The organism is Lyngbya sp. PCC 8106 (assembly GCF_000169095.1).
Lineage (GTDB): Bacteria > Cyanobacteriota > Cyanobacteriia > Cyanobacteriales > Microcoleaceae > Capilliphycus.
In genome coordinates, this window is sequence record NZ_AAVU01000084.1 from 1 (window position 1) to 11,408 (window position 11,408).

General features: G+C 38.2%; 19 protein-coding genes. 14 read left to right on the forward strand and 5 right to left on the reverse strand.

Features of this window, described 5'->3' with window-relative positions; translation table 11 throughout:
- The 11 genes from L8106_RS33315 to L8106_RS28610 form a co-directional block, all read left to right on the forward strand.
- The coding region (locus L8106_RS33315; RefSeq protein ID WP_009788060.1) for a hypothetical protein at window positions 1-327 on the forward strand (327 nt) is incomplete at its 5' end.
- Window positions 328-436: 109 nt separating this feature from the next.
- Complete coding sequence (locus L8106_RS28570) at window positions 437-976, forward strand: hypothetical protein (RefSeq protein WP_009788061.1); 540 nt, start codon at window positions 437-439, stop codon at window positions 974-976.
- A 102-nt stretch (window positions 977-1,078) separates the two neighbouring features.
- The gene (locus tag L8106_RS32695) at window positions 1,079-1,237 is read left to right on the forward strand and encodes a hypothetical protein (protein WP_156803846.1); all 159 of its coding nucleotides are present in this window, start codon (window positions 1,079-1,081) and stop codon (window positions 1,235-1,237) included.
- An 87-nt stretch (window positions 1,238-1,324) separates the two neighbouring features.
- Window positions 1,325-1,837 carry an SLOG family protein gene (locus tag L8106_RS28575; protein WP_009788062.1) on the forward strand — a complete coding sequence of 171 codons (513 nt, stop codon included), beginning with the start codon at window positions 1,325-1,327 and terminating at the stop codon, window positions 1,835-1,837.
- On the forward strand, window positions 1,834-2,076 hold the full coding sequence (locus tag L8106_RS28580) for a hypothetical protein (protein WP_009788063.1): 243 nt from the start codon (window positions 1,834-1,836) through the stop codon (window positions 2,074-2,076). The genes L8106_RS28575 and L8106_RS28580 overlap by 4 nt, the downstream gene beginning before the upstream one ends.
- Before the next feature lie 85 nt (window positions 2,077-2,161).
- Window positions 2,162-2,542: a DUF6943 family protein gene (locus L8106_RS28585; RefSeq protein WP_009788064.1), complete on the forward strand. Its 381-nt coding sequence runs from the start codon at window positions 2,162-2,164 to the stop codon at window positions 2,540-2,542.
- Window positions 2,543-2,564: 22 nt separating this feature from the next.
- Complete coding sequence (locus L8106_RS28590; protein ID WP_009788065.1) at window positions 2,565-2,879, forward strand: hypothetical protein; 315 nt, start codon at window positions 2,565-2,567, stop codon at window positions 2,877-2,879.
- Between the two features lie 114 nt (window positions 2,880-2,993).
- The gene (locus tag L8106_RS28595) at window positions 2,994-3,515 is read left to right on the forward strand and encodes a hypothetical protein (RefSeq protein ID WP_009788066.1); all 522 of its coding nucleotides are present in this window, start codon (window positions 2,994-2,996) and stop codon (window positions 3,513-3,515) included.
- 169 nt (window positions 3,516-3,684) lie between these two features.
- A complete protein-coding gene (locus tag L8106_RS28600) occupies window positions 3,685-4,422 on the forward strand; it encodes a hypothetical protein (RefSeq protein WP_009788068.1) in 738 nt (245 codons plus the stop codon).
- Window positions 4,423-4,506: 84 nt separating this feature from the next.
- Window positions 4,507-5,391, forward strand: coding sequence for a phage Gp37/Gp68 family protein (locus L8106_RS28605; RefSeq protein ID WP_009788069.1), 885 nt, complete (start codon window positions 4,507-4,509; stop codon window positions 5,389-5,391).
- 101 nt (window positions 5,392-5,492) lie between these two features.
- Window positions 5,493-7,115, forward strand: a complete 1,623-nt coding sequence (locus tag L8106_RS28610; RefSeq protein ID WP_009788070.1) for a hypothetical protein — start codon at window positions 5,493-5,495, stop codon at window positions 7,113-7,115.
- 81 nt (window positions 7,116-7,196) lie between these two features.
- Here the strand turns inward: L8106_RS28610 and L8106_RS28615 are convergent, their stop codons facing one another.
- The 4 genes from L8106_RS28615 to L8106_RS28630 form a co-directional block, all read right to left on the reverse strand.
- Entirely contained in the window at window positions 7,197-7,637 is a 441-nt protein-coding gene (locus L8106_RS28615; RefSeq protein ID WP_009788071.1) for a thermonuclease family protein, read from the reverse strand.
- 154 nt (window positions 7,638-7,791) lie between these two features.
- Complete coding sequence (locus tag L8106_RS28620) at window positions 7,792-8,121, reverse strand: hypothetical protein (protein WP_009788072.1); 330 nt, start codon at window positions 8,119-8,121, stop codon at window positions 7,792-7,794.
- Entirely contained in the window at window positions 8,118-8,378 is a 261-nt protein-coding gene (locus tag L8106_RS28625) for a hypothetical protein (protein ID WP_039897508.1), read from the reverse strand. Before L8106_RS28625 ends, L8106_RS28620 begins: the two co-directional genes overlap by 4 nt.
- 2 nt (window positions 8,379-8,380) lie before the next feature.
- Window positions 8,381-8,668 (reverse strand): hypothetical protein, encoded by a 288-nt coding sequence (locus L8106_RS28630; RefSeq protein WP_009788074.1) that lies wholly within the window; start codon window positions 8,666-8,668, stop codon window positions 8,381-8,383.
- Between the two features lie 296 nt (window positions 8,669-8,964).
- Between L8106_RS28630 and L8106_RS28635 the strand changes: the two genes are divergently transcribed.
- The 3 genes from L8106_RS28635 to L8106_RS28645 are packed head-to-tail and all read left to right on the forward strand — an operon-like array spanning window position 8,965 to window position 10,529.
- The gene (locus L8106_RS28635; protein ID WP_009788075.1) at window positions 8,965-9,372 is read left to right on the forward strand and encodes a hypothetical protein; all 408 of its coding nucleotides are present in this window, start codon (window positions 8,965-8,967) and stop codon (window positions 9,370-9,372) included.
- Window positions 9,362-10,087: a hypothetical protein gene (locus L8106_RS28640; protein ID WP_009788076.1), complete on the forward strand. Its 726-nt coding sequence runs from the start codon at window positions 9,362-9,364 to the stop codon at window positions 10,085-10,087. Before L8106_RS28635 ends, L8106_RS28640 begins: the two co-directional genes overlap by 11 nt.
- Before the next feature lie 52 nt (window positions 10,088-10,139).
- Window positions 10,140-10,529 (forward strand): pyridoxamine 5'-phosphate oxidase family protein, encoded by a 390-nt coding sequence (locus tag L8106_RS28645; RefSeq protein WP_009788077.1) that lies wholly within the window; start codon window positions 10,140-10,142, stop codon window positions 10,527-10,529.
- Here L8106_RS28645 and L8106_RS28650 read toward each other — a convergent pair.
- A complete protein-coding gene (locus L8106_RS28650) occupies window positions 10,526-11,314 on the reverse strand; it encodes an RNA-guided endonuclease TnpB family protein (RefSeq protein ID WP_009788078.1) in 789 nt (262 codons plus the stop codon). The genes L8106_RS28645 and L8106_RS28650 overlap by 4 nt on opposite strands.
- Between the last annotated feature and the right edge of the window lie 94 nt (window positions 11,315-11,408).

Here is an 11,408-nt window from a genome sequence, read left to right on the forward strand (position 1 = left end):
AAACATCGATATTTGCAGGATAATTTACCGATTCGGTTGGGAAACCTAGCTTCTAATTTGGCTCGAATAAAATCTTGCAGTCTTGACCATACCAACTGTATTGTTGTCGAACAATTACTCACCGAAAGCAAGTTCTTTATCGAATGGACAGCAGCAGAAGCCGAAATAGAAATAGCTGCCGAATTAGTACAATTGCAAATTCAACTTTCTCAATGGGAATCTAGAATTAAGGAACTTTGGACTGATATTGACGAGCGCCGTAAATTGTCGGAAGCTTCCGGTATTTGGTCGGATAAGGTATTAGATTGGTCGGGTTTATTGACTTAATATTTGCAAAGGATACTTGTAGAAATTCAAAGTAAGCTTCTGAATAATTGGAGGCTTATTTTTTAGGCAACTACCGCAGAAAGGGAATGATATTTTGAGGTAATCTGCCATGACCCATAAGTTAGGATTTCCAACTGACTTGAAGCGAATTAATCAAGTTCAAAATCCCGAAGCTTTGAAAGATTGGTGTCGCAGCATGAAAGATAAACTCGTTGCTGATACAAGTAACTATGCGAAAGGCCGTTATCGACTTTGGCTTTTCCATGAGGTTGATTTCAGAAACGGTAAGCTGACCAAAAGTTACTTTGATAACAGAATCTGGAACTTTAGTCAGAGAATCTATCCGGGTTGTAACATTGGTTTGCTGACTTTTGGAGGCAAGCTTAATGACGGTAAGGTTAGTGATGGAAGGATTGGGCTTCATCGAGATCATACCTATGCAAAACCGAAAGCGATATTAGTCAATTTAGGGGAAGCTATCTTTAGTTATGGCGAACCTAACCCAACAGATTATCTCCTGAAAGATGGCAATATCCTTGAGTTTAACTGTAAAGTTCTTCATGGAGTTAAACAGATTAAATCTCCCGAAAGATTTAGTTTAGTTTTCTGGCAGTTGAACGACAACAAAGGTTATCATAGTTTGTTATAACGTCAGAGCTTTATTATGTTTTAGCCTCCCTACGGGGAGGTTTTTTTATTTATACTAAAGAAACTTACCAGTTAATGTTGTTGGTTATTTTTTGCAAAAACTATGAAACACTTCCACTTATTTTTTACCCAGAACGTTAATATTAATCGACATCGCTTTCTGGGATGGAACCTAATTCATTTTAAATCAATAAACCTGACCATTTGGTGGCGTTGGTCTGATTGGAAAATGGATATCAAACGAATTTACTTCGACGAATAGCCGTTGAGTTATTAAGCCTTCCCAACTGGGGAGGTTTTTTTATTTTCTACCGCCTACAATATTTGTTGTTTTTTGTAAAGACAATAAATGAAAAGTATTACTGCATTCATCACCGGACATCGAACTGTTAATTTTAAACTTGCAAAACTTGGTATTAACCAACTAACCGACCTTGCAATTCAACGAAGATTCACTATCTTTCTAACTGGCATGGCACTCGGAACTGACCAATTAGCCGCAGAGATTTGGACAGAAAGATACCTAACCTGGAAGGCTATTTTACCCTGCGAAGACCAATCTAATCTATGGCCGCTTCCTAAGCAAATTCATTATCGCAAACTACTCGGAAAAGCTTCTGAAATTCAAGTTCTATATCCTCAATATAAGCAGGGCGTGATGCAAGCTCGAAATCTATTTATGGTTAGAAATTCCCAACTTGGTTTGGCAGTTTGGAATAATGGATGCCAACAGGGATTGGGCGGAACATTTCTAACAATTCAAATGGCACGGAAAGCAAAGTTACCCCTGATTATTTTCAATCCCCAAACTCAGCAAATCACCTTTGAACCCCAACATTATCAATTGACACTTGACTTATGAATCAATCTCTAAAACTGACGGAGCAACAATTCAAGCTGCTGATGCTAATTCTGTCCAAGCCAGGGATGAATTTGCCGGAAATCCTTGATGAAATCGGCGAGATTTATGGAGAATTTCCAGATGGGGGTGCGGTCAAAGCTAAACTTTATATTTTGGAAGAAAAGCGTTTGGTTTATTCTCAGTTGGTTCCTTTAAGGAAAGGTCATAAAACCAGACGGTATTATCCGGCAATTCCCTAAAAGTTTCGGCAGGCTCCATCGCAAGGTGGGGTCTTTTTTATTCTGATCTACCGCCTCTTTTTTCAGTTCTCTACTGGAAATTGAGATGCAGTCAGAAATTAAACACTTTGAACGACATCCGTATCTTTGGAAGATTCACTCTGCATTCCTTGCTGCGGATTTTTGGTTAATTAACAAGGGAACAAAAGAACAATTGGGCAAGCCTATCCGAGAATATAAGAAAGGCTGTTTTGGGATGTTGGCTCCAAAATATCTTGACCCAAAATATAGCTATTATCTCTGCGAATTTATTTGGCAATCTGGACTCTGGCAAACTTACTCTTGTGGGGCAATTACTTGGCAGCATTTACGAATCAGTGATGTAAGAAATGTGTTTGAACCCGGAAGTTATTTGCTGACATCTGAAGGCAATGCAGTTCTGATTGCACCTGTCAAATTACAAGTTTCTACCGCTTCTTTGGCTTAGTTGTTTTTTGGAAATTCATATCATGCAGAAAACCGAACAACAGATTGAACAATTTGACTTGGAAATAATAGTCGAACGGTTGCAGCTAACGGGTTATCAAAATTGTGATTGCATGGCTCCCGGTGATGTAAAAGCGGCTTTTATCAAGTGGCTAAATAGCACAGTGGAAAGCATCAATAACGAACCTGAATGGTGGGTGCAGAATCATAATCTTGGCGATTTTTATACTCATCTTCCCGAACCAGTTTTTGAATGTGAAGACAATGAGCAAGATTATATTCAAGTGACTTCTCAACAAAAAGAACCTGCCATTATTATCGCTAATAGCAAGTCCTGAGAAACGCACACAATAAACGTTCAAATAGCCTCGTTAATTATACCAGGATTAGATAAATAAATCTATTTATTCCTGGTTTTTTCTCTGTAAGTAATTCACTCAATTGTAAATTCGATGATTCCTAAAAAGTCTGAAATTAACTCAATTAAGTCTGATATTCTTCCTGAAACTGAAACTGATCAAGCTATTCGTAAGTTTGTTCAACTCAAAGCTCAAATGAATGAATTTAGTTCTCGCCTAGAATCTGCTGAAGTTGAAGCGACTGGAGAAGCTTTATCGATTTTTCAGTACAACCAAAAGCATAATAAGAATAACACGGTCTATTCAGATAGCATGGCAAAAGTTGTGCTATGTTTTCGTCAAAAATATGCAAACTCCAAAGATTCTGTTAAATTAGCACGGTTGGAGGATGATATTCGCATTGAGGAAATCAAGTTGCAGCGTAAGAATGCCACAAAGTTAAATAAACTAGATGCTGACATTGAGGAGCTTGAAAATCAAATTAAAGCATTGGAGGAACGCAAACAGAAGCTGCTAGAAAGTAAACATTTGTCTAATTTGCAAGCCCAACATCAGAAAGTAATTCAAGAGTCTGCCTATAAAGTTCCAGGCTTAGTTGTGCATTTCAATAAATAGTTTAGATAGAATATTAGCGTTAATTTATAATAGTAAGTGAGTTGACAATAAGCTTGCTTGCTATTTTTTGTCTACCGCCGATTTTCTACGATTTCTCTGAAATTAAGTCTGAAACTAAAACTGAAACTGAAACTGAAACTGAAAACTTAACTCAAGGATTAATTGAATCATGAACGTTATTACTATCGACAGCTTTGCATTTCGGATTCCTAAAATTCCGGCTCGTTATCGGCCGAATTGTTCCAAAGAATGGGGCTTATTCGTTACCGGAGATACCAAAAAGTTAAATTGTTCTCAAGCTGAAAAAGCAGGTTTAACTCGTGGTAATTTTGTGGAAATGGCTCTGTGTTGGGTAACTCAGAAAACCTTAACATTTGAACCTAATTATATTAACGAAGAATTCACAGAAATCTGGGGAATTCCGGTGGCTGGAGAAATGAAAACCCAGTTCAATGAGAAAGCTTCTGAATTATCTACATTTTTGGTTCATCGCCAAAGTAAGGATAAAATGGCAGGTTTGATTGAAGTGTTTAGCCGTGAAGCGTTTAATCAGTGGGTTGCTGAGGGAATGAAAGGTGATCTTAATGAGTATGCGATCGCAAAGGCGGCTGAGACTTATTTCAGCAAAATCTTTCGGTTTGAAATGATCCAAACTGAAGGCAGCTACGGCATTTACTTCTTTGTCCAAACCACCTGTCGTGAACCAAACCCAGAAAATAAGCTAGAAATGGCAGCACTTAAAACGGCAAAGCAAATCTATGAATCTCAGAATGAAGGATTAGCATTCTGCACTGACCCACGCCTGGAAGAAAATCATGCAAATTCAATGGCAAGTTTGGCTATGCCGGAAGAAGCTGCTCAACTTTCTTCTGCAAAGAATACTAAAGCACTGAAGCCTAAAGTGTAATATTACTTCACTAGAGTCAGGGGAAATTCCTGGCTTTTTTTTATTTCTACCGTTTCTATTATTAGTTGTTAATTAGGGACAATAATGAGTAAAATACAATGGACTGACGAAACCTGGAACCCCATCGTTGGATGCTCTAAAATCAGTGAAGGTTGTGCAAATTGCTATGCAGAAAAGTTAGCAAACTCTCCCCGACTTCAACAGTTTGAACAATACCAACAAGTTAAAGATTGGAATACTGTAACGTTCGTAGAAAGTCAACTCTATAAACCTTTAACTTGGAAGTCTCCAAAGAAAATATTTGTATGCTCAATGGGTGACTTATTCCATGAGGATGTAAACTTTGAATGGATAGATAAAGTAATGGCTGTGATGTCTTATTGCAGCCAACATACATTTCAAGTTCTCACCAAACGACCTGATATTGCCCTAACATACTTCAATGATTACTTACCCGATATAGGGCCATCCTGGGTCACACTAGGAAAGAATGTGGCAGTGAACTTCAAGTCACAAATTCCACTCCCCAATGTTTGGTTTGGCGTCAGTGTGGAAAATCAAGCCAGAGCCAATGAACGAATTCCGCTACTCTATCAAATTCCAGCAAAGCTAAAATTCCTCTCTTGTGAACCATTGCTAGAGCCTGTTGAATTATTGAGTCCTATTCCTGTTGAAATTGATGAATTGATTGATAATGAACAGCAAATATATCTCAATGATTTTGTTAACTGGATCATTGTTGGCGGAGAATCTGGGGATAAAGCCCGACCTTGTTATTATGATTGGATTCTCAAAGTAGTGAAAGATTGCGAAGTGTTGACAATTCCCGTATTTGTTAAGCAATTGGGCAGCAATTTCATTCACTCCACCGAATCATTCAAACACAAAACTAAATTCAAACATTCCAAGAAAGGAAACATTGAAGAATTTCCGGATGAATTAAAAGTTCGGCAGTTTCCTCATCCATAAGTTCAATAAATTTACCTAGAATTTATACAGAGTCTCTGGTATTTTCAGGGACTTTTTTTATGCTAAAATAGCTATGTTTAAAGTTATCAAATTTACCTAAAATGAGTAACAAAATCAGCCAAGCAAGTCTTACTTTTGGTGCAGCTTTTGCCGTACATGAACTCAATTTATCAACCGGAACAGGTGCAAGAGCTATATCGGGAATTCACAAATATCTGGGACTAACTGAAGTAGAATTGCCAGGACAGGAGGGTTCTTTTGGCGAGTATAAAAACCTTCAGCCTGGGGTATATAAAATTGGGGTTTGGCTGGAAAGTCAGGAACGGGAAGCCGAATCAAAGGACGTTCTTTTTGCCTGGAATCAACGGGATATTATTGCGATTGCTGATACCAAATTTATCATGGGAAAAGATACAGGATTCTACGAAACAATTCCTTTGATGATCGCTGAGGTAGAAGTTCCTTACGGTAGTCTTGCAATTATTTTAGTTGACGAAACTTCTAAAACGGGGACAACCATTGCTCACGTTACAGAGCTTTCACGAATCAAAGATTTACCTTACCCAGTTCCGATAGTTTACGATAACCAACAATACGAAATATTCGGTTCAGGAGGATATAATCAACCCTATGGCTATGCAAACACAGGTTCGGGTTCGCGTGCAGCTTCTAGTTTGGATGAGTTCATGGGATTTTCTGACCCAATAATTCAACAGGGAGTTGAGGGTTTAATTCCAACCGAGGGAAGTATTATTTCCTATTCTGTTACGCCAGGACAATATAAAATTATTTGGGAGTTGATTTCCAGCGATAACAACTTAACAAATGACGGTTTCTTTATCTGGAATGGTAACGAATTACTACTTGGAGGAAAAAGGGAACTCTGCACCTATCAAGTCAGTTCAACCCGTTTCAGTAGCGGAAAACTAACAAGTGAAATTCCTGTCTCCAAAAACCTTTATTTTATTCCATTTGATACCAAAACTAAGACCGGAACAACAGAAATCAGGATTCATCGCATTGAACGCATTGGCAACCTGAGCGGAATTTCTATTTTTCCAGCCCATATTTCTATCATCGAAAATCCATTAAAAATGGCAACAAAAGCTCTCAATTCCTATCGACATGAGCAGATGAAATTTCCCAATTCTCAGGAGATTATTACACCCCAAACCTACAGTTTAGAATCTTGGAATCTGGAATGGCAACAAGGATACAATTGGTATTGGCATCACATTAATCCCGATGGACAGGATGATAGTATCTTAAATCAAGAGAAACAGAACTTTGATATTGGGATAGCCCTCGCTAATGAGAAATTTAAAAATGCCTTTTGTCAAACGATTGGGACGACGGGTTTGGAAACTTTAGCTATCTTTAATTATTCTGCGGAATTTGATGAAACTGCGGCACAGTTTGCTGGAGAAAGTGATGAGGATTTGTGGGCTTATTATCTACTGAAAGGCTTGTACAGTCTGGCTGCGGAGATTGGCAAGCGAAATAATATAGAGGAAAATATACTCACTACTATTATCCCAGAGGCTCACAACATTCTCAGTAAATATTTAGAAGAAATTCAAAAGTCGGGGCCATACAGTATGGAAATGCTAGCAAATTTCCTGCTACGAATTAAAGATGAAAATTACTTACCACCATTCTTTGAAAATCCCGAAATGTCACAGCAGCTTTATGATTTGTGGGTAGATTCTTGGGGATTGGATTAAAATATAAATTAAATGGTTTTCTAGGTTTATAAACTACTATATCCTGAATGATTTCGGGGTATTTTTTTATGGAATTTTATCTTAGAACATTCCTCTTTTATTGGGTAAAATAAAGTTGGAATCTCCCCATATTCCCACCTTTTCATGGAAGGCTTTTGTTTGGGATTTTATTAGTTTACAGAGAAGTGCAGAACTTCTTTTTGAAAGGTTATATTGAACAGTGGGTGGGACACAATAAGCGAGTCCCTGCAAGATTAATTTTACTTGAATATTCAGGCTTCTTGAACCAATAAACCAATCAGCTTCAATCCTATCATACCTATCCGGCCCATATTCTTCAATCAAGAGTTGATTATTCTCCGCCAGGGACTCAACAAATTGCTTGGCTTTAATTCCCCATTCGGTATCAACTTCGGGGCAATCTATCCACCTAGCCCGACTGGTGAGAATTTGATGATTTCTGACAAATTTAACGGTATCTCCATCGATAAAAGATGAGATTTCTATGGGAATTAGTACCATTTTTTCAGGGATTTTTGCAGTTTTTTAAAATTTTATCCCCCTCCTTTTCTGAATTTTAACGTATTTTTTCGGTAAAAATAAGACAGTTTTGAGAAATTAAATTGTACAAACTAGGAGCAAAAAACACTAAATTTTGAGTGGAAAATATCAAATTTCAGTTATTAGTTCGATAGTTTGAGGTATAAAGTGGATAGGAATCATACATTAAACGATTAGTTCGTCTCCAGGGTGAATTTTTACTATGTCCAAGTTGCTTTTCTTTTATAGATTGCTCATATTGTTGTCTCCATTGACTATAATCAAAATCTGGCGGAAAAGTGATGGTAAATCCTGAACGATAACCATTATTTTTCTGTATAAAGCCCTGTTTTTTTAAGAACTTTGTTGTCAGCCCTAATTCTTGAAAGAAGCCTGTAAACCTTATCTTTCCATTTAATTTCAAGAGAATATCAGCCTGTTTATAGTTCATTATTTTTCTATTCATACCAGTGAATCTTGAATAGCAGCAAGTAAATTAACAAGGTTCTCAATAGATAGGTCTTTAATAGACTGTTTGATTTGTGGATGAATATTAGATTGGTGAGGTAACTGTTTTGCAATTTCAATGATTAGTGAATATCTGGCTTCTTCAGATAAGTTTTGTAGGAAAGCACCACAAGTATTTTCAAGTTGATAAAGAGCTTGTTGTTCAGATAAAGTTGTTGGTAATATCCATTGGTTGAGGGGTTTAACATCCATCATATTTATTCCTGTTTACATAATAAAAAAGCTTCTTGAATCTCAGTAGCTTTGAGTTCGTTAGCCAAATCGATTAATAAATTTAAAGTCTCTAATTGAGTTAGATGATTGAGAGATTCTACAATTGCATAAAACTCGGAGTTGCAGGTAATAAAATAATGAGTTCTCAAGTCAACTAATGCGTCTAGGGGAGTGTGCGTATCAAAATGATTGGCACGGGTTTGAATATTCAATGCTAAACTCAGGATGAGATTGTAACGTTGTTTTTCTGTTAGCTTTGAGAATTCCATCATTTAACTAAGTTCTCCTTTAAATTAAAAAGATAGACAAACCAGTGGATGTCGATATTCAGTATCGAGGGCAATTTTCTTCATTTGAATTGTCCTTAAATATTTGAGTTCTTAACTTTTGCGTTCAAGATATCTGAAGAAGTAAAGGTTAACTTCACTCTTTCCTTTGTTCTTTAACCACCATAGTAAGATAGGTTGCATACCTATGTCAACTGTAATAGTTTGCACACGCTGCACACGATGACAGCAATTGACGTATAAAGGATAATTGGCTCAAGTGACCTACCTACCAATGAAACGTGCCGATCAATAAACCAAGCACCCGGGTATTTTTTGACGAAGAAAATTTGCGTGTAAAGTTTAAACAACTTGCCGCGCAGCTTCGCATCTCTATGAGTCAGCGATTGATTCAGTTCATCAAAGCTGATGTTTCAACTTGGGAGAACACGGGAGAGCCTTTAAATCTTGACCTGGTACAAAGCCAGCGAGAAATTCAAACAGACTCCCATGAGCAAAATGAACAGGAGGGCAACAGAGAAGATGAACAACTGGCGCTCGCCTGCTGGAAAAAGTTAGTTAACGGGACTATGCCCACACCACAAGAGATAACATTGTTATGCGGCGTTCTTGGGGTATTGGAATACAGAGAGCTAGAGGAACGATTGAGATGTATTGCAAATAAAGGAAAAATAACCAATGGTGCATAAAAACGCAATTACTCAAACCGATCTTGAACTGTTGGCGCTTTACTGGGTTCGTATCGATAGCGATCATGTTGCGGTATTGGGTAACGACGGTTTGCCTTTACCCGTCCAACGAATCAAGCAGTTGACTGATGCAGCTTGGGAAAAAATAGCCAGGGCTTGTGCGAACCAGGGTTATCGTCAGGCTGTTCTCTACAGCGATGATGGTAGACAATACCCAGTTCCCGCAGCGTTAATGGTTTCATCAGATAGCGGAGGACAGCACCGAGAGGACGGTGGACTTGGAAGTTCCTTTACCCCAGAACCCGTTAATAATTTAATCGAAGTACCGGAGCGAGAACTCACTATTGAAATGATGGAAGGTTCCGAGTTACCGACTTATATTAACGCCATTAAGACGACTCAAAAACAATATGTCAATTCAGCAGGGGCTAATGCTCAAGGGATGCCTCCCGAACAGTTTTTAGCGATCAATTCTTGTCTCGATCTCAACGATCCGTCAGAATTTGAGAGACGTATTGATCGGGTAGTGTCCGGTGAAACGCTCAGAGATTACGAGTATCAAGCTTGGCGCTGGTATTTTGACCCCAATGCCGGACGGTTCCGAGTCAAGCGAATGAATTTTGTTTCCAATTTCAGGTTAGTCCAATTCAACGGTCAGCCCTGTTGGTGGGGTCAAGTTTTGAGGGCATCGGAAATGCAATCTGGTCGTCTTTAGTAATACATCTAACGTCAAACTCCGCAATTTTGGCAATACAGGAACCACGCTTATGACAATAGCTAAAATTTTGACTGGACAGGCAACTGAAACTAACCAATGGACTAATACCGTTGACTCGGATAATCCCGCAGTTCTCCAAAAAGCCAAAAATATTATCTCCAGCAATCTCTACTGTTCGTTGTCTACTTGTTCAACTGAAGGTGAACCCTGGATTTCCCCCCTATTATTTGTCTACGATGAAAACTGGAACCTCTACTGGAGTTCGGCTATAGTCTCTAAGCATTCCCAGAATATCTACTCTAACGCCGGGAAAGTTGCGATCGCTATCTACGGTTCACCGATTCCCGAAGGTACAGGTCAGGGGTTATATTTTACCGGAACCGCCACAGAAGTTGAGAGTGCTGAGGTTGGTGACGTACTCCAGACGTTCGTTGCTTAGGCAACAGAACGCTGGCTTCTCCTCTTCTTATTATCAGAAGATTTGCGTTTTATAGTGAGGCGAACGCCCAACCCCACTTTTTTTATTAATATTGCCGAATTAATGTCTCTTGACATTGATGCACCACAAGCGCAAGAATGCCAACGATCTGATAATTCTTTAGGAACACGATTAAGACAAATTGCACAATGTTGAGATGTACCTTTTGGATTGACTTTAACTACTTTCTTGCCAGCTTTTTCAGCTTTGCCAGGAAGTATCTCGCTAAGAAATCCAGAGATACCAGCATCAGCAAAACTTTTGTTTAACCCAGATTTAGCTGATTGTCCATTAGGTAGAAATGTTCCATTTTCTCCCTGCTTAGGTTGATTTCGCCTAGACATATTGGATACCTTTAAGTCTTCAACAAATAAGACATCAGCTTTATCTAAGAGTTGATTAGCAATTTCATAGTGCCATTGTTTACGTTGCCTTGCGATCTTTTGATGAAGTTTCGCTACTTTTTGGTTGAGCTTTCTTCTGGCTTTAGACCCTAATTTTCTACGATCTCTTTTTGATTGAAGTTTAGCTAATTTATCTTCGGATTGGCGATAGAATTTAGGGAGTTTAACAGCAGTTAAATCACTGCAAGCAACAAAAAACTCTAAACCACTATCAATACCTAAACTGTTTTCTTCTGTTGGTTGAATATCTACAGTTAGGCTAGGAACTGATTTATCTTCAAGTGTTAGTGTTACATACAAGCCATCAGCTTTTTGGGTAATTAAAGCTCTTTTAATTGTCAACCCATCAGTAAAGGACGATGTTGAATAAACTTAATATTGCCTAATTTGGGGAAAGTAATATGATTATTGTTAACACAATCAGGCTTAATAGAAG